This is a genomic window from Bradyrhizobium sp. CCBAU 11386 (assembly GCF_028128955.1).
Classification (GTDB): Bacteria; Pseudomonadota; Alphaproteobacteria; order Rhizobiales; family Xanthobacteraceae; genus Bradyrhizobium.
Genome location: NZ_LBKA01000249.1, coordinates 134,357 through 151,010, shown reverse-complemented (window position 1 = coordinate 151,010; position 16,654 = coordinate 134,357). Strand labels below are relative to the sequence as shown.

21 protein-coding genes and 3 pseudogenes are annotated in these 16,654 nt (G+C 59.1%); 11 read left to right on the top strand and 13 right to left on the bottom strand.

All coding sequences use genetic code 11. The features are described from left to right. The first annotated feature begins 294 nt into the window (after nt 1–294). The 3 genes and pseudogenes from XI09_RS32220 (at nt 295) to XI09_RS32210 (ending at nt 1,927) form a co-directional block, all read left to right on the top strand. Nucleotides 295–513, top strand: coding sequence for a hypothetical protein (locus tag XI09_RS32220; protein ID WP_271570449.1), 219 nt, complete (start codon nt 295–297; stop codon nt 511–513). Nucleotides 514–819: 306 nt separating this feature from the next. Next, complete coding sequence (locus XI09_RS32215) at nt 820–1,035, top strand: hypothetical protein (protein WP_271570448.1); 216 nt, start codon at nt 820–822, stop codon at nt 1,033–1,035. A 131-nt stretch (nt 1,036–1,166) separates the two neighbouring features. Next, nucleotides 1,167–1,927 (top strand): annotated as a pseudogene (locus XI09_RS32210) (IS5 family transposase). Nucleotides 1,928–1,936: 9 nt separating this feature from the next. On the opposite strand, the gene XI09_RS32205 reads toward XI09_RS32210, so the two are convergent. The 3 genes from XI09_RS32205 to hflK all read right to left on the bottom strand — a co-directional run bounded on the left by XI09_RS32205 (nt 1,937) and on the right by hflK (nt 4,691). Beyond that, nucleotides 1,937–2,362 carry a hypothetical protein gene (locus XI09_RS32205; protein ID WP_271570446.1) on the bottom strand — a complete coding sequence of 142 codons (426 nt, stop codon included), beginning with the start codon at nt 2,360–2,362 and terminating at the stop codon, nt 1,937–1,939. Nucleotides 2,363–2,631: 269 nt separating this feature from the next. Continuing rightward, nucleotides 2,632–3,636, bottom strand: coding sequence for a protease modulator HflC (gene hflC / locus XI09_RS32200; protein ID WP_271570445.1), 1,005 nt, complete (start codon nt 3,634–3,636; stop codon nt 2,632–2,634). Beyond that, nucleotides 3,633–4,691, bottom strand: a complete 1,059-nt coding sequence (gene hflK, locus XI09_RS32195; protein WP_271570444.1) for an FtsH protease activity modulator HflK — start codon at nt 4,689–4,691, stop codon at nt 3,633–3,635. Before hflK ends, hflC begins: the two co-directional genes overlap by 4 nt. Nucleotides 4,692–5,183: 492 nt before the next feature. Between hflK and XI09_RS32190 the strand changes: the two genes are divergently transcribed. After that, nucleotides 5,184–5,588, top strand: coding sequence for an EF-hand domain-containing protein (locus XI09_RS32190; RefSeq protein WP_271570443.1), 405 nt, complete (start codon nt 5,184–5,186; stop codon nt 5,586–5,588). Nucleotides 5,589–5,654: 66 nt separating this feature from the next. Here XI09_RS32190 and XI09_RS32185 read toward each other — a convergent pair whose 3' ends face one another. From XI09_RS32185 to XI09_RS32175, 3 genes are all read right to left on the bottom strand, one after another. After that, nucleotides 5,655–6,062 (bottom strand): hypothetical protein, encoded by a 408-nt coding sequence (locus XI09_RS32185; RefSeq protein WP_271570442.1) that lies wholly within the window; start codon nt 6,060–6,062, stop codon nt 5,655–5,657. 634 nt (nt 6,063–6,696) lie between these two features. Next, nucleotides 6,697–7,146, bottom strand: coding sequence for a hypothetical protein (locus XI09_RS32180; RefSeq protein ID WP_271570441.1), 450 nt, complete (start codon nt 7,144–7,146; stop codon nt 6,697–6,699). Continuing rightward, the gene (locus XI09_RS32175; RefSeq protein ID WP_271570440.1) at nt 7,143–7,580 is read right to left on the bottom strand and encodes a hypothetical protein; all 438 of its coding nucleotides are present in this window, start codon (nt 7,578–7,580) and stop codon (nt 7,143–7,145) included. The genes XI09_RS32180 and XI09_RS32175 overlap by 4 nt, the downstream gene beginning before the upstream one ends. A 243-nt stretch (nt 7,581–7,823) precedes the next feature. Here XI09_RS32175 and XI09_RS32170 point away from each other — a divergent pair, with 243 nt between their 5' ends. The 3 genes from XI09_RS32170 to XI09_RS32160 all read left to right on the top strand — a co-directional run bounded on the left by XI09_RS32170 (nt 7,824) and on the right by XI09_RS32160 (nt 9,766). Then, on the top strand, nt 7,824–8,039 hold the full coding sequence (locus XI09_RS32170; protein ID WP_271570439.1) for a hypothetical protein: 216 nt from the start codon (nt 7,824–7,826) through the stop codon (nt 8,037–8,039). Nucleotides 8,040–8,070: 31 nt separating this feature from the next. After that, nucleotides 8,071–8,271, top strand: coding sequence for a hypothetical protein (locus XI09_RS32165; RefSeq protein WP_271570438.1), 201 nt, complete (start codon nt 8,071–8,073; stop codon nt 8,269–8,271). Between the two features lie 397 nt (nt 8,272–8,668). Continuing rightward, nucleotides 8,669–9,766: an acyltransferase family protein gene (locus XI09_RS32160; protein ID WP_271570437.1), complete on the top strand. Its 1,098-nt coding sequence runs from the start codon at nt 8,669–8,671 to the stop codon at nt 9,764–9,766. 233 nt (nt 9,767–9,999) lie between these two features. Here XI09_RS32160 and XI09_RS32155 read toward each other — a convergent pair whose 3' ends face one another. Next, a complete protein-coding gene (locus tag XI09_RS32155) occupies nt 10,000–10,305 on the bottom strand; it encodes a hypothetical protein (RefSeq protein WP_271570436.1) in 306 nt (101 codons plus the stop codon). Nucleotides 10,306–10,777: 472 nt separating this feature from the next. Here XI09_RS32155 and XI09_RS32150 point away from each other — a divergent pair. Then, nucleotides 10,778–10,888, top strand: a pseudogene (locus XI09_RS32150) (transposase); the annotation flags it as partial. A 113-nt stretch (nt 10,889–11,001) separates the two neighbouring features. Here XI09_RS32150 and XI09_RS32145 read toward each other — a convergent pair. The 5 genes from XI09_RS32145 to XI09_RS32125 all read right to left on the bottom strand — a co-directional run bounded on the left by XI09_RS32145 (nt 11,002) and on the right by XI09_RS32125 (nt 12,524). Beyond that, on the bottom strand, nt 11,002–11,187 hold the full coding sequence (locus XI09_RS32145; protein ID WP_271570435.1) for a hypothetical protein: 186 nt from the start codon (nt 11,185–11,187) through the stop codon (nt 11,002–11,004). An 84-nt stretch (nt 11,188–11,271) separates the two neighbouring features. Then, nucleotides 11,272–11,484: a hypothetical protein gene (locus tag XI09_RS32140; protein WP_038967917.1), complete on the bottom strand. Its 213-nt coding sequence runs from the start codon at nt 11,482–11,484 to the stop codon at nt 11,272–11,274. Between the two features lie 60 nt (nt 11,485–11,544). Then, on the bottom strand, nt 11,545–11,739 hold the full coding sequence (locus XI09_RS32135) for a hypothetical protein (protein WP_271570434.1): 195 nt from the start codon (nt 11,737–11,739) through the stop codon (nt 11,545–11,547). Nucleotides 11,740–12,045: 306 nt separating this feature from the next. Next, nucleotides 12,046–12,369, bottom strand: a complete 324-nt coding sequence (locus XI09_RS32130; RefSeq protein WP_271570433.1) for a hypothetical protein — start codon at nt 12,367–12,369, stop codon at nt 12,046–12,048. Continuing rightward, entirely contained in the window at nt 12,366–12,524 is a 159-nt protein-coding gene (locus tag XI09_RS32125) for a hypothetical protein (RefSeq protein WP_271570432.1), read from the bottom strand. The genes XI09_RS32130 and XI09_RS32125 overlap by 4 nt, the downstream gene beginning before the upstream one ends. Nucleotides 12,525–13,398: 874 nt before the next feature. On the opposite strand from XI09_RS32125, the gene XI09_RS32120 reads away from it, so the two are divergent. Then, nucleotides 13,399–13,605 carry a hypothetical protein gene (locus XI09_RS32120; RefSeq protein WP_135174814.1) on the top strand — a complete coding sequence of 69 codons (207 nt, stop codon included), beginning with the start codon at nt 13,399–13,401 and terminating at the stop codon, nt 13,603–13,605. A gap of 589 nt (nt 13,606–14,194) precedes the next feature. Then, nucleotides 14,195–14,467, top strand: coding sequence for a peptidoglycan recognition protein family protein (locus XI09_RS32115; RefSeq protein WP_271570431.1), 273 nt, complete (start codon nt 14,195–14,197; stop codon nt 14,465–14,467). A gap of 75 nt (nt 14,468–14,542) precedes the next feature. Here XI09_RS32115 and XI09_RS32110 read toward each other — a convergent pair whose 3' ends face one another. Then, nucleotides 14,543–16,078, bottom strand: a complete 1,536-nt coding sequence (locus tag XI09_RS32110; RefSeq protein ID WP_271570430.1) for an FAD-dependent monooxygenase — start codon at nt 16,076–16,078, stop codon at nt 14,543–14,545. A gap of 396 nt (nt 16,079–16,474) precedes the next feature. Here XI09_RS32110 and XI09_RS32105 point away from each other — a divergent pair. Continuing rightward, nucleotides 16,475–16,576, top strand: a pseudogene (locus XI09_RS32105) (GNAT family N-acetyltransferase); the annotation flags it as partial. Nucleotides 16,577–16,654 lie beyond the last annotated feature (78 nt).

The following is a 16,654-nucleotide window of genomic DNA, read 5'->3' as shown; positions in this document are numbered from 1 at the left end:
TCTCGGTTGGCCCCTGGTGGACATGGTGGCCGACGGGTGGATGTTCAGCTTTGTCTCCAAGAGGCCATCTGCAACGCGACAACCCCGACGAAACACGCCTGAAACAATCCTGAAACCCGATTGTCCTGAACTCCTTTTCCGCCGGCCTCGACCAACCAAGCGAAAAGGAGACAATCATGATCCAGATCGGTTCGAAGGAAGAAGTCGCGTTTCTGCTGGCGCTGTTCGGCACCCACACCCAGCCGGTCAAGCGGCCCAAGCCGAAATCGCGGCAAGGCTGAAGGCGCTGATCCCATGCCCGGCTTGGCCGAATGCCAGAGCCTCTTGCGGCTCCTGATCGCAAGGGGAGATCCGAAGGCCATCCCGATCGCCAAGGGCGCCATCGATCAATATCTCAACACGGCGCCGGTCAGCGCGCGCGGGCGCGGCCTGCGCGTGCTCCAGCGCGATGCGCTCGACCAGCACGACGTCGCGGTCGGCGTACAGCCCCTGGAATTGGCGCGAGCGAAATAAGCAAGTCAACCAAGCAGCCTGAGTGACCGCTACGCGGTCCTCACCGGATGCTTACGACGTCGCGATCGAGGCGATCGAGCGGCACAATCGAGGGCGAGGTACGCATACGCTTACTCCGATACTACGGATGGCGAAGACGCGGCCCAGGCTTCAGGGGGCTTTTGGGGTTAGGCCGGGGCCGCTCCGCCAGCTCGGCGGCGAGCCAGCACCGCTTTAACCTTTCATGGAGTTCCACGTTCCTTTGCGGATCGGACCGCGGCATAATTTTCTCGATTTTAAAACGCGGTTTTTATTGAGGACCATGCCATGTCGAAAGGCGTTGAAGATCTTCAGATACTTCGCTTGATCAAAGCTTTCCAGAAGATAACCGATCAGGATGCGCGGCGCCTAATCATCCTCTTTGTGGAAGAGCAGTTGCAGAAGCAGCAAGCCAAGGCGTCCGGCGGGACTCCGCCGATGTCGGCCCGTTCGTTCGCCGAAACGCTGGACGCGTATATCGAGCGGAAGCTAGCGGAGGAGTGAGGGCAGCTTCGCCCCGTCGCCTCTAGCGCTCTTCGTTCGGGTGGACCCACTTGTCCCTAGGGTTCGTACTCAATAAGGATTCTCAGGCGGGCTCAATCGTGATTCAAGGTCTCCGACTGGAGGAGGCCTTGATGCGCAAGCAACTTTACTGGTTGAACGACGCGGAGTGGAAGCGCCTTGAACCGCTATTGCCACGTGGACGGCGCGGTGCGCATCGGGTGGACGACCGACGGGTGATCAGCGGGATCGTGCACATGCTACGGTCAGGAGCGCGCTGGCGGGATTGTCCGCCGGAATACGGCCCCTACACGACGATTTACAACCGCTTCAACCGTTGGAGCCGGCAGGGTCTCTGGTTCGAGATATTCGAGGCTTTAACCGGCAAGACCGGCATCGTCGGATCGATTGCTATCGACAGTTCCCACATCAAAGCGCACCGGTCGGCCGCCGGCGGAAAAGGGGGGACTTCGGGCAAGCCATCGGCCGCTCGCGCGGCGGCCGGACGACGAAGATCCACGCCGTGACCGATGACCAAGGACGCCCCCGCGTCCTGCTGCTTTCGCCAGGCAACATCAACGATATCGCGCTGGCACCGGCTCTTCTTGCGGCGGCCGGACCGATCCAGCGGCTGATTGCCGACAAAGCCTACGATGCGAACAGTCTGCGAAAGCTTCTCGCCGAGCAGGGAGCCCAGGCGGTCATTCCGTCCACGACCAGCCGCAGCCAACCGATCCCCTACAGCAAAAGGCTCTATCGCCAGCGCAACTTGATCGAGCGTATGTTTGCCCGTCTCAAGGACTTTCGCCGCATCGCGACCCGGTACGACAAGCTCGCGAGAAACTTCCTCGCTGGCGCCTTCATCGCTGCAGCCGTAATCTGGTGGCTCAATTGAGTCCGGACCCTAGCGCTCTTCGTTCGGGTGGACCCACTTGTATGGCGTGATGCTCTGCGTTTCGGTCAGCTTGATCATGTGGACGGGTGGCGCAGAACGTCCCTTCCGGCATGATCGGCACTTGAGGGATGCTTCCAGCTTCCGGATCGGCGTATCTCGCGGCCGGCGGATCGCATCGAGCGGCAGGCTCGCGCGCGTCTTGCACCTGTTGCACTCGACCTCGAGCCAGCCCATGCCGCCGTTCAAGCATTGACCGATTGTCGGAGACGGCTGCGAGGGGCCGCCGTAACCTTCCATTCGGATCGACCAGGCTTGAGCTTCTGCCCGATCGGCCTCGCGAATTGCTTTCTTAGCTTCTTCGCGGGCGTGCTCGGCGTGGATTTCCGCCCCCAGGATCTGGCCGCCCCAGATGACTTCGCGTGATTTGGTCCCCATGCCGCCATCAAAGCGACGTGCGACCGCGTTGGCAAATTATCGATTCCTAGGGGGCGGCGAAGGTCGGCAGCTACTGCCTGTCGTGGGTGTGGAAAAGATCGGCCGGCGCGGAGGCGCGTACGCACAAGTGCGCGAATGTCGGCTTCTGATGACTAAGCAGAACTTCGTTTCAATTTGAGCCTTGCCGCTTTTGACCCAAATCGGACCTGCGGTAGGAGCGTCTAGTCGCGTCTGCTGCGAACATAATGCCGGTGTCGCGGAACGCATGCTCATCGGTTGTCGCCGGGACGCGGGGCCGGAACGACGCTGTCATTCGGCATCATACCCTTCAGAAACTTGAAGAGGTCGCTGTCCGTGGAAAGGACAAGGGTCGTGTTTTCGGCGATGATGGACTTGTAGGACTGCATGGTCCGTGTGAATTCATAGAACGCAACCGATTCAGGACTCTGGTTGTAAGCCCTCGCATAGATTTCGGTAGCTTTCGCGTCCGCCACGCCGCGGATCTCCTCGACCTGCCGGTAGGCTTCAGACTGGATCTTGTTCAGGTCACGCACACGATTGCCGCGGATTCTGGCGGCCTCGCCGTTACCTTCCGACAGGAAGCGTTCCGCGATCTGCCGCCGTTCGCTGATCATTCGATCGTAGATCTTTGGGCGCACGCTTTCATTATAGTTGATCCGCTTGAACCGAATATCGAGCAATTCAATACCAAACACCCGAACCTTCTCGGCAGCCTCGGCAAAGATTTCCTGTTCGACCAGCTTGCGTCCCTTCTGGATCGGCACCAGTGACCCCACGTTCAGCTCCCGTCCCGCGTCGGTCACGAGGGCGTCGCGCAGGGGCACGCGATCCTTGGAGGTGCGGATGATCTCGATCAGCTCATGCTTGGCGACGGCGTTACGGGTCTCGCTGCCTAGAACATCGTCCAGTCGGGACTGAGCGCTGCGCTCATCGTGCAGCCGCAGAAAGTACTGCAAAGGATCTACAATACGCCAGCGGGCGAAGAGGTCGACCGAGACGTAGAGCTTGTCCTTGGTTGGCATATCGGACGGATTGCCGTCCCACTCGAGAATTCGCTTGTCGATCAGGTTGACATCCTGGATGAAGGGCACCTTGAGCTTCAGACCGGCGGCAGTCACGGGAGCGCCGACGGGCTCGCCGAACTGGGTGATGATTGCTTGCTCGACTTCGCTCACCGTATAAATCGAACTCATCAGAACGAGCGTTCCGAAACCAAAAACCGCCAAGATAGCCATTAGCTTGATCCTACTCATGGCCGTTCTCCCTTCTGGGAGTCGAGATTCAGCAACGGCAGAATGCTCCGTGTCTGTTCGTCGACAATGATCTTGGAGCGTATGCTCGGCATGACGTCCTGCAGGGTCTCGATGTAGATCCGGCGGCGGGTGACCACTGGGGCTTTGACGTATTCCGCCAATAAGGCGCTGAACCGAGCAACATCGCCTTCCGCTTCATTGATCCTTTTGAGCCGATACCCGTCGGCTTCGCGGATCCGCTGATCCTTTTCGCCCTCGGCCAACGGGATTACCTTATTGTAATCGCGCCTGGCTTCGTTGATTAGCTTTTCTTTTTCCTGTTGGGCCTGGTTGACCTCGTTGAACGAAGCCTGCACCGGCTCAGGCGGATTGATGTTCTTCAATTGCACTTGATCGATGCTGATTCCCATTGCGTATTTGGTCGAGAGCGCCTGCATTTTAGTCAGCGCTTCCGCTTCGATCTCCTGTCGGCCGATGGTAATCACCTCGTCCACGGTGCGATCGCCGACGACTTCCCGCATGACGGATTCGGAAACATCGCGCAGGGTTCCCCTCGGTTCCCGAACATCGAAAAGAAACTTTACGGGATCTGAGATGCGGTATTGAATCACCCATTCCACCAATGCGGCGTTCAAGTCACCTGTCACCATCTGTGTTTCCCGCTTGGCGTCGCGAGAAATCTGATACGGATCAGTAGCGCCTGCGGTCCCGAACCCGAATTCCTGCTTCAACTGCCGTTTCACAGGAATAACTGTGGCCAAATCGATGCCGAATGGCAGTTTGAAATGCAGTCCAGCCGGAACTTCCTTGAGATACTTGCCGAAGCGTTGGACAACAGCCACAGAGTCGCTCGGCACTGTGAAATATGCGGTCCACGCGCCTACGCCGAGCAGAGCGAGGACGACAATCACGATCGGTCCACGCGGCCCACGCCGCGGCATGATCTGGTTGAGCCGATCCTGCCCCTGCCGGACCAGATCCTCAAAACCAGAGCCGGGTCTGGCCCCGCTACCCCAGGGGCTATCCCGGCTTCCGTTGCCGTTCTGCGATGGCATTTGAATGCCCTCTCTCGCGTGCTTGAGATCGCGCTCAGTGTCTTCGGATCGCGCTGACTTGCCTAACGCCCATGACGCAACTCATTGCTCGCGCCGCGCATACTTTACCCTATCTGAACGGTCATCCGAACTTTAAATACATAGTTTTCCGTGAGGTGCAGCCGCGTATTGACGCACATCAATCCACCATAGCCTCTGAAGGAAGCTCAATGTCTCTTCATGGCCCATCGCTTCAGTTGGCGCAGTGCAGCGGTATGTCTGAAGTTGGGGGTAGATCGGAAGTAGCTGGCCGACTGTAAAGACGACGCGATTGACCCAGAGCGGTCCTGCATGCGGGCAGTGCGTGCGGTCACGGTCTTGGCTCTTCCGCGCTGAAGCCTGGGATCTCAGTAGTCGATCAGAATGGCGGCTGCGTTGGCGAGGCGAGCAGGAGGATCAACATCACGCATGCGGAGTTAATGGGGCGGGCATCACGTTTCCGAGGAGGTTCGAATGTACACGCGCGTTCTGAGGCTCACGACTTCTGCCCTCATTCTGGCCTACGGCATTACCGGCGCGATTGCACAGGACCGAATGACTCCCCAGCCCGATCAGCAACGAATGCAATCTCATGCCACCGGCCAGGAAGGCCCGAGCACAATGGGGCAAGGCGGTATGATGGGGCACGAGATGATGGGAGGACACATGATGGGGCGCGGCACGATGGGTGGGAGCGCCATGGGATCTCCTTTTATGATGCGCATGATGTTCGCTCTGATGGACGGCGATGGCGATGGGACCATCTCACTGCAGGAGTTTCAGGCCGCTCACGAACGGATTTTCAAGGCGATGGATAGCAACAAGGATGGCAAGCTTACCTTCGAGGAAATGCAAGCGTTCATACATGGGGCCAGGTAATTGGCTCAGTGCGGATGGCGCGTCGTCGCGCGCCATCCGGTAAAATCGGTTTCTTGCGAACTAGCTCTATGCCTTCAAGTCCGTGATCCGCATGATCGCGATCACATTCCCATCGTTGAACGCCTGTTCTTTCGTGTCCTTGTTGCAGGTCCAAACAAAATTCTTCTTGCCTGTAAACGTTTTTCCATCCTGCTCAAGCCGAAGCTCGCCTTCGGTGATATGGCAGATCATCGCATTCATCATCGGGGGGCCCATGGTCTTCGATCCTGGCTGCATAATGATGTCGCGCATTGAGACGGTCTTAAAGCCTGGGATCAGGGATGGTGTCTCGCCTTCATATTCACGCACTACGACACCTGCCCAAGGCGTCGTATCCTTGTAGCCTGTAGTTTGGGCGGCGGCTGGCTTCACCATGGCAGCCGAGGCCGCTGCCAAACCGATTCCCAGTGCGGACCTTCGATCGATCTTGGTCATCGCTTTTCTCCCAACATTACCTACGCCGCTCCAAAAGCGGCGCGCAAAATTCGTGGCTAAGGTAGTGCGAAACCGAAGAAAGGAGCGGTCTCTAAGAGAGCCTGCCTGCCGATAGCACCAGCGCTGCTCGTTTTCCCTGGGCGGTGATTTCGGCACGTCCCGCTTCAAGGGCAGCGACAGTCTACGCCACCTGAGGCATCCGGGAAACAGCCGGGCTGCACGAAGACACGATTACGGTGCACTTCGAGGGGTGACTGCGGCCCCTTAGGAATGTCCGGAGTCGACAAGCTCGCGAGAAACTTCCTCGCTGGCGCCTTCATCGCTGCAGCCGTAATCTGGTGGCTCAATTGAGTCCGGACCCTAGCCGACCAAGGACAACTTTCCCGGCGTCACCAGCCTGCCGCATCGGATCGGTCGTCGAAAAGCCGGCCCCGTTCAAGTCATATAGCCCCCAGATTATCGATAGCCCATGCCCCCGATAGCGAAGTCTGGGCGCACTCCGCACTGCGCCTACCGCACGCCGAGCACGCATTGAGCGCTGGCCGGATGCTACAACGGTAGTCAGCGCAGTAGACCAGGACGCCGCGCACGCCGGCATCGCTGCTGGCTCGCACGAGTGCGGAAGCGAAAGTCTTCACCTCCCTTGCGCTTCCATGAATGTGCGGTACGCAGCAAACTCGACTCTCAGTTCTTCGCGCTCCTCCTCGACCTGTTTTGCGATCGCAAGAAATGGACTTAAGATCGCATCGATCTGTTGCGGTGTGGCATCCTCCGGTACAGTTGGGTCAATTGGCGCGTTGACGTCTTCTCGAAAATGGCAAAGTTGCATAAAGGCGATCTCAACGGATGCGCGTACCGTCGGTTCTTTTCTCAAGCGCCACGCCAACCTCAAGGCCGTCTTCATCTCGCCCTTAGGCAGAGGAAGGCGGGAAGCGGGAAAGATAACGAGGGGCCATTTTTCGATGATCTCGCCATAAGCCGGTACCACCCTAGCGACGATGGCTTCTAGCCTGGCCGCATCATCAGCCGCCGAAGACTTTGCGGGCTGCGCGATACGAAAGAGCTTCTTTAGAAAAAAGATCACGTCAAGAAATCCCTTTGCAATGGGTTCCGCCGCTGTGCTGCGATCCTCGCTCGGGAACATAATGCCCATAGCGAAGAGGCGAGTGGTCGCGTGATGACGACCGCGGGAAGCCGACCCATGTCGTTAACGGCTGTCCACACCTTCTCGACGGCTTCGAAACGTCGCTTATCCAGCAGGGCTTGCCGACCCGAGCTACCGGCCAGCACCGTGCTACGCAGCGTGGCGATTTCGCCCTCTTTATCCCGCAGGCTGCTTTTCAATCGCTCTTCACTTTCGCGGAGGTCTGCGCGCATTTGCTCGATCTTTCGGTCGAACCCGTGCTGAACGCCCTTTTCTATGCGGGCCTTAAGCCAGTTTCGGCCGGTGAAGATCGCAAGCGGCGTTGCCAGCGATACAGCCAGCGATATCCAAGGGACAATGTCCGACGCCGTCACAGGGCAGATCTCCTCTTATGGTGTTGCCTATCGTCTCGATTGCTCTCCCTTTAGTTGTGGCGACGATTGGGAAGACCGTCCAGTAGGCAAGCCACATTGTCCACGGTGCAACCACAGCCAGGGGAGCAATGTTGACAATCAACATTCACGTTGACAATTTCCATAAATCCGAAAATTTGATTGACCTGCCTTTCTGAGTGTGGTTCCATGCTTGCGGGGAATCACACAGGGGCTTGCATCACCATGATTCAGACGATCCGCGCCAGCTATCCTGGCGCCGTTGCGCTGCGCACTATTGCCGACTTGGATCTTTACGAGACCGCCGTCGATAAATTCGCTGGCGGCGGAAGCCGCGTTGAACTCATGACCGCGCTTGTCGGGCTTGGCGTTCCGGCCGATCAGATCCGCACGATCGCGGCCTATCCTGGCCAATGGCTGACAGCGATCTGCGCGGAGTGAACATAGCGCCAGCACGCGCGAGGAGGATCAGGTGACTTATACCATCGGATGCCGATACACCGACTACGACAAAAAGGCCTTCACCGTCGAGAAGGATACCGCCGCAGAGGTGCTCGTTACGGCCGAAAACCTCGAAAGAAGCGATGTCCGCGTTGAGTACATCGACACTCCCGAAGACGGTCGCCTCGACATGTGGGGTTTCAGGAAGCTGTACAAAACTGCGACGACCTGAGACGTTAAGCGACGATTAAGGGAATCGAGCGCATCATTGAATGGTCGACGAACCCGCCAAAGGCTTGATTGCCTGCGGCGGGATTTTTTGCGTTCAACACGGAGTAATTCCCATGCTGACAGTCGAGGAATTCTGCCGTACGCACAAGTGCGCGAATGTCGGCTTCTGATGACTAAGCAGAACTTCGTTTCAATTTGAGCCTTGCCGCTTTTGACCCAAGGCGGACTTTGGCGAGCCCGGTAATGTATCACGAGATTTTCGGTCGCCCTATTGAGAGGACGGTACAATTCCTCTCCGCGCGCAACCCGGCTTTAACCGTTCATTGATTAGCTCATCTGTCTAACCCCTGGGCGACTTGGCTTTCCGCGGAGTCCAAATCCTTGATAGTTAGGGTGAGATGAAGTCATCATCCGGTTTGCACTTCATCGGTCTTGACCATGTTCGGGCACTGGCGGTGCTGATGGTTTTCGCTTGGCACTTCACGCATGCCGCTGGTGCTTATCCTGAGACCTTCGAGGGCGCCCCCGCTGTGTTTCCGCTGGCCCTGTTTGATGAAGGTCATACCGGAGTGGCGCTTTTCATGGTGCTCAGCGGATACCTTTTCGCGAAGTTGCTTGACGGAAAGCAGATTAACTACCTTGCATTTTTCTGGAACCGTTTGATCCGGCTCGCCCCCCTCCTGGTCCTCGTCCTAATCTTAGCCGGGATCGTCAAGCATGCGCAGGGCGAGAGACTCGGTGCATACGTCGCAAACCTAGCGAAGGGTTTCGTCGTCCCGGCTTGGCCGAATGGCGCGTGGTCCATCACCATCGAAATGCATTTCTACATCGCGTTGCCCCTGCTGATCTACTTGAGCGGCCGCTGTAAATGGGCGCCACTCGTCTTGGTGGCGGCAGCGATTGCCCTACGCACCATCATCTTCCTCATGGTCGGCGAAGTCGAATATTTGGCGTACTATACGATTGTCGGCCGCATAGATCAGTTCGCCTTAGGCATCACTGCGTTTAGCTATCGTCACATTTTCACCGGAAGCCACCTTTCCGCCGTTGGAATACTCACAGCGTTCACCGTGGGGTTCTGGATGTTCGACTTTGCCGGCGGCTACTACGGAACAGGACGCAATCCGCTATGGATAATCCTCCCTACTGCCGAAGCCGTCGCTTACTCGTCGCTTATTGCCTACTATGACACTAGCTTCAGGCTGAGAAGCGCCGGCATTTCATGGGCTTTCTCGAAGATTGGCGAATATAGCTATTCAATCTACCTGCTACATACGTTCTTCGTGGTCGAACTAGCGGAGTTCGTTCATCGCCACGTGATGGACATTTCGAATTTCTACGTCGCATTGGCATGGTCATTCGTCTGTTTCACCCTGATGATCCCAATCGGGTTCATCAGTTTCGTTTACGTGGAAGGGCCTTTTCTCCGGCTTCGTCGCGTCTACACGAGGCCAGATGCAAGAGTAGGCCAGTACGGCGACAGCCTCCTTGCATAGAGGCCCGCGAGCGAGGCTGGCATAGACACGCAGTTGTTCGCTACGAACTGAGTAGCCATGTCGCCTCTTGGCCCTTCGCGTCCGTACTGGGCCGTCTGTACCTGGTCTGCTTCTAGGGGCTAAGCAGACTGGTCATCTCGGATGCGGCCGAACGCGGCTGCCGTCGTCGTGAACGGTGTAGTCGTTCGGAGCGATCAGGCGCAGGGTCAGCAAGTGGTCAGGTCGACGAAGGCTCAGTGCTGTGTTTGATCGAGCGCTTTGAGCAACGCGTGCAGAAATGCGCTGGCATGGTCGTAGCTCGAACTGCCGTCAGCTACGTCGTGAGCGCGCAGGCAGAGTTGTTCGCCTATAGTTTCAGGACCAGTTGCCTCGGCGCACTCTGACCATAGATCGAGAAGGTCATCAGGAATATATCGGCTGGACATGAACAGGTGGAGCAGCCGAGACGCACCGTTGTGGTTTTCGTTGTGTTGCGCCGCGAATGCAAAGAGTGCGAACAAGCCTTTAAAATCATCACGGGATACTGCTCGCCTAGCCATGGAAATACTCCGACTGGAAACAGCGTTCAGCAAATCAATTGAAGAATACTAGCTGGCTTTGTGTGTCCCAACAACGCAAGGAATCCTGTCGCATCGGACCGGGAAAATATCGCAACCTAAAGGCGAAAATATCCGTGGCCTTCAACCCTAAAGGGCTGCCGGGGCGCGCCGCTTGGCAATCGCCAGATATGAAACATCGTTAGTTTGAGACGGACCCGTTGAGGCAGTCTGTCCAAGAGCGAACTTACGGCGACGTGGTTGGGAAAAGATGGCGGATCGGGGCCGGTCGCACCGGTTCACAGAGCTGAGAAGCTGCCCGCGCACGATCGCCGCGATTGGACTCTTCGCGAGGCGCGTCGTCCTGGTAAGATTCTGATTGGCAATCTCTTTATATTGGGCGGCGAGCGTCGGTCGCTGTTTTCGGGAATGGAGGCTCCTCAGAGCCTGACTCAGAAAGCGTAGGCGTTTTCTCGACGAGGCCGAGACCGATGTGCTCGCCTATATGACCTTCCCGCCGCAGCATCGGACCAAGCTGCACTCGACCAACCCGATCGAGCGCCTCAACGGTGTGGGCAGACGCAGGTAACGGCCTTCCGAGCAGCGCTTCTATTTCTGAAAAGGTGAACCGAACGGTTTGCCCTCGCACGCTATCCAGCTTCGCTCGCGGTGGATCGTAAACGGACATAACCCGGCTCGTCACGTTGCTTTGTCGGGGCGACTGGTGGCGACGAAGTCCCGCGCGGCAAGCTCCAGTTCGAGATCGGTAATCCGTTCGAAGATACGAGCAGCGATTTCCTCTGACTCTTCGGCGGTCAACGACCGAATGCCGCGCAAAGAAAGTTCGTCTCTGAGAACCTTTGCCACAATGAATTTGATCGCCATCTGGATCTATGATCCCAAAACATGATCCAACCGCAACCGGGGGGCGAACGCAAGTAGTTGAGCAGTTTTCCCGCGGGCTCCGGCCTAGCCGTCTCGGCAGGGAATGCCGAAGCTGTCGCAGGCGCTCGCGAAGGCCTCTTTTGCCTTCGCATCTTCAAAGCAAAAGCGCGTGCCGACGTCGGGACGATCAATCCACCAGTCGACCTTGCTTCCTTTTGCAATGCGGGAGGCTTCGCCGCGCAGCAGATCCAACTGTTTCCCGGCGGCGTGAACGATCAAGCAATTTTCCTTTGTCATGAATGCTTTCCTGAAATAGGTCCACCATGCGAACGCTTTCACGCGACCTAGCCGAGGCGGCTATCCGGGCCACGTGGTCGGTCGCGGTGCACTTTCGTTTGAGAACGAGCTGACCAATATCTCCAGCTTCGATTGCTCTTCGTTCAAACGCCTTTCGACAAACTGGCGCTCAAACTCTGTCAGGCTAGTTTGCAATAATTGGCGATAGCGTTGGATGTTGTTGCGATGTGCACGCGCCAACTGGTCGTCAATCATCGTCGTCTTCCTTTGACGCGTACTAATTCATCCCTTTTTTGCTTCACGGGGTGAGGCGGCCCCGAGGCAACATTCCAAGACATCGCTGGAGCGGAGTAACCTTCGCTCCGGGACGCCGGCATTCCCCTGGCCGGGCCGTTAAACCCCGGCAATCTAATTCTGACGGGCTTAGATGACAGATACAAGAAATACTCGATGGGCACGGTGCCCGCAGCGCTCTCGCTCACGCTAATAGGCTTTTCTGTTGCGATCTGTGAACTACTTCACAAGCGCAACGGACATCGTCTGTTATCGTTTACCCATTGCTTAGACTAAATATTTGTTTCGAAAACACCCCAGCGTTCGCGCGCTGGGGTTTTTGTACCTGCGTGGGGCGAACCACGCCGGCGAGCCTATCACGTCGTACTCGCCGGCCATCCGTCGAGTCGATCCCTTCAATCGGGTCTCCGGTCCAATGGCGGCCTTGGCGGCCGCTTCTTCGGATTCCTTGTGATTGAAGTGCCCGCGGGTCGGCAGCGGGATCAGGAGACGCTTGCACAGCTGCCGGAGGGCGTACTCCGAAACGCCAAGGTCGGCTCCGGCGCGGATCAGTGTCTTGCTCCAGAGCAGATCGCGGTGCGGCCAGCTCAATTCCTCGACGTCGGTTTCCAGCCATAGGACTGGCGCGGAATTTGGCCAGTGACGTCGATGTCCTTCTCGTCAGAGAGGCGCCAGGCCGCCACTCCGAAGCAGACGGTCAAAACTACCGCGGCAACTAGCAGAAGCATCGACAGAAACTGGCTCACGCGTACACCCCTGAACGTGGCGCGTGGCTGAGCGACCATGAACTGTCGATTCGGAAAATGCAGACGCGCTGACCTAACGGCAGAATGTCCCCAAGCTTCTGCGAGGGAGAGTGCATATTGCTCGTGAGTTGTACCGTTATCCGCTCAACGCAATGCGGACCTCTGCGGTAATGCGGTATGGGGTGTCGCCCGATGTTTGGGGGATTGCCTCATCCAAGCCCCAACTCTACTAGGCCTGCGACGAGCTCGTGATCAAACAGCGGGGTGCTGATCCACTGGTCGGGAGATAGCTACTTCAAGAACGCGCGCTCGCTCTCGGTTAGATCCACGGTTGCCTCTCTGGAGAAAACTCCGGCCGACCTGGCGTCGTTCCACCCGGTGTAGCCGGGCATTCTTGTAGGTGTTGCCTTCAAAGAACACGGAGTAGGGTGAGGACTGCTTGCCCGCGGTCGGCTTTGCCTCTCTCAGACAGACAAAAGATCAACCCCGACCGAGGTTTGTTTTTCGTAGCGAGGATGTTTCGATTGGGCCTTGCAGGTGCGCGTCATCGGTAGCCTTGGCAATCCCTTCCCGCAAAATTTCATCTGATAACGACGTTTCCTGCGGGGCCTCGGCGTCGGCAACGCGGTGTCTTTCGACATTGAAGAACAGCCGGACAGGAGCAAAAACAGAAGGGGAACGAAACGCATTGGCACACTGAGAGTAGACAGCCGTGCCTATACAAGAACTAACTGGAGTGCGGCAACGGTGGCTCGGCCAGGATCCGATCTCGCGAACGTTGGGCCGCGACACCCTGTGCGGCGTGCGAGCCATTGTGCGAGCGCGGGGTGCCGGATAAAACAGCGCCAAGGGTTAGTTGCGTCTGCGGTTCAAAATGATCACGTACAAAGAGTACCATATCGAGCGATTCGAGCGGGGGCCAAAGCGCTGGGTCGCTCGCATAAAGCGGGCCGATGGGCGAAATATCCGCACTGTCCTGCCAGCGTCCGAGCATTCTTATCTCGACACCAAACCAGCCGCGTCCGCCGAAGAAGCGGAGAAGCTTGCCAAAGACGGGGTTGATTTCGGGGGCATCGTGTAGTCGTTTGGTTTGGCGAAACGGCTCCGGGGCATCCGATCACATTGCTGACCGATTGGGGCAGAGCTGCTAAACGGCTCCGGTATACGATGGGGGGCGCATGGGCACCGGAGCCGCATTCGAGCCGGTTAATCGGCGACATAGTTGGTGACGAACCAATCCGCTGTGGAATCCAAAAGTTCCAAGCTTCTGCGCATCCTTGGGCGGTCTGGCTCGCGTCCGGCCCATTGCAGGCGTTCTATTGCGGCGGCTACCCGATGGCGCGGTCAACTGCGACAGCAGCGAAGCGCTTGTTGCTGTGTTCTGCCCAAGTGGCGGCGCGGACGGCGCAAAGTGTGGGACGTCACCAACGGTTGGGCTCTGCTTGAAGAAGTGAGTGGTTCCCGCACTACGCTTTTGCGGATACAGTCTTACGGCGATTGGCGACACCGATCGTAATCTACAGTCCGACTCCCCGCTGGCTCACAAGGTCGGCGGGTTTTTCTTCGATCTGGGAATTTACGGGTGGGCTCAGTCGATCGAGGCCATGCCGAACGCAAATAGCCCCCGCCGATGGGGCTGTCCTAATTAGGACACCCGGGCTGGCAATTGCATGGTCGGGGCGGGCAAGGGCTGGCACGCCGGCGCCGGGGCCTGGCAAGGCGTCACCGACGGCAATTCGCACTTCATCGGCGTCGAGGCCGAGAACTCCGGCGATACCACGGGGCCTCGAGCCGAGGCGTGGCCGGACGTGCAGATGCAAGCCTATATGCGCGTCCGCGCTGCAATCGTCGATCACCTCGGCATTGGCGTCGTGATGGTCGCCGGCCACAAGGAGTATACGCGGCCGCTCGGGCGCAAGAGCGATCCGAGCTTCGACATGTGATGTCCCGCGCCGGCGTCGTGAGACTGGGCGAGAAAAAGCCGATACCGGCGCCGCGGTCGTCTGCGCGCCGGTTTGCTATGTCGCGACAGCCGGCCCGGACCACATTGTCAGCGCATCCGCAAGGCCGCGCTGGCTCGCGTCGCCCACCCACGCCACGTGTCCGTCGGGCCGCACCAATACGGCGTTCGGCGCTGCGACCGGCCCGATCGCCGGAAGCTCCCAGGGGCCCGCGTAGCTGGTGTCGGCGACACTGATGCGATCCGCCCAGGGTGCGATGTCGATGCAGCCCGGCTTGTCAAAATTGAGCAGCAGGGGACGTGCGCCGTGCAGCAGCGTGAACAGTCTTTGCGCACCGCCTGGTGTGACGAGGTCGAGATCTGGCATGCCGCGTCCGAGCAGCGGATGGCCCTCGCCGAGATCGTAGCGAATGTCGAGGCCGCTCATCATCGCGCCAAAGCGCTTGCGCGGCTCGTCCATGCCGAGCAGGTCGGACACCACCTCGCGCGCGGCCTTGAGGCCGTCGTCGCCGCGGCGGAGCAGGGCGATTTGCGCCATGGTGTTGCGCAGCACGCGCGCGGCGACGGGATGGCGTTCGGCATGGTAGCTGTCGAGCAGGCTGTCGGGCGATGTGCCGTTGACGACCTGTGCCAGCTTCCAGCCAAGATTGACGGCGTCCTGCACGCCGGTGTTGAGGCCCTGTCCGCCGACGGAGTGATGGATATGCGCGGCATCGCCGGCGAGCAGCACCCGCCCCTTGCGATAGGATACGGCCTGCCGTGTCGCATCGGTGAAACGGGAGATCCAGTCGGGATTTTGCAGGCCGAAGTCGGTGCCGTAGACGGCGACGAGGGCCTCGCTGAGATCGGATGGCGTGGGCTCGCCGCTGCGCGCGAGCGTTGCTTCCGTCACGACGACCAGCACGCGCCCGCTCTCGGTTTTGCTGAGGCCATGGAAGCCGAGCGCGTCGTGACGCAGGCCCCAGGCCGGCTCGTCGCTCATCTCGACCTCGGCCATGAGGTTGCTGAGCGTCGGACCTGAGCCGACGAAGTCGACGCCGGCGGTTTTGCGCACCAGGCTGCGGCCGCCGTCGCAGCCGACCAGATAGTTCGCCCGCAACGTCGCGCCGCCGGACAGCGCGACGTCGACGCCGGTCGCGTCCTGAACGAAGCCCGTCACCTCGAAGTTCCGATAGATCGGGACCGCGAGCTCTTCGACCCATTCGGCCAGCATGCGCTCGATGTGGCTCTGCCGCAGCGCCAGTCCGTAAGCGTGGCGGGTGGGGAGGTCGCTGATGTCGAGCCTGGTCCAGGCGAAGCCGGCGAGCTGCGTGACTTGCCCCTCGCGCAGGAAGCGATCCGCGACGCCGCGCTGATCGAGGACCTCGATGGTGCGCGCGTGCAACCCGCCGGCGCGCGTGCCGACGAGGTCCTGATCCGCCCGCCGCTCGACGATGGCGACGTCGACATCCGCGAGCGCGAGCTCGGCGGCCAGCTTCAGCCCGGTCGGGCCGCCGCCGGCGATCACCACGGCATGATCGGTCAGCGCCGGGTTCCCGGCGTGGGTTCGCGCGGTCCGGCCACGCGAGCGGGATGTCGGAAACAGTACGGGCATATCGTGATCCCCTGACTTGTTGCTGGGTCGGGGGTTCTACGCGAAGGTCGGGGACTTGAAGCAAGCCCCTTGCACACCACATATCAAGCTGGGAGGAACGTTGTCCTCTTTCGCGCTCGATTGGCACGTCGGGCAAGACACTGGCAGAATGCCATCATCGAAACGAGTTTGGTTCAGCCCGCGCGGAGCAATCTGCGGCGGGTTTTTTCATGTCGGCTTAGTGTGACGCCAGTTTCGTTCAACAGAGGATTTAACTCGTCGGGCATTGCGGCCACGCACTCGTCAAACATGGAGCGCCGATCGGCGCGCCGTCGTTCGAACCATTGCTGGCCGTGCACGCGCGAACGTGCCGGCCCGCGGCGCGGGGCCAGTTGCTCGCGCCGTTGCGGTCTCCGCGTCTCTGCCAATAATTTCATCCAGGCTGGCTATCGGCTCTATGACCCCGAGATACCCTGGGCCTGGTCGCATACGCTTTACTGGCGAAAACGGCTGCGCTGAGTTGGGGGCGCGGGTGTTTCCCGTGATGCGGAACGCGGCGTTCGTGGCGTAGAACGGCACGCGCGAGACGCGGTGCAG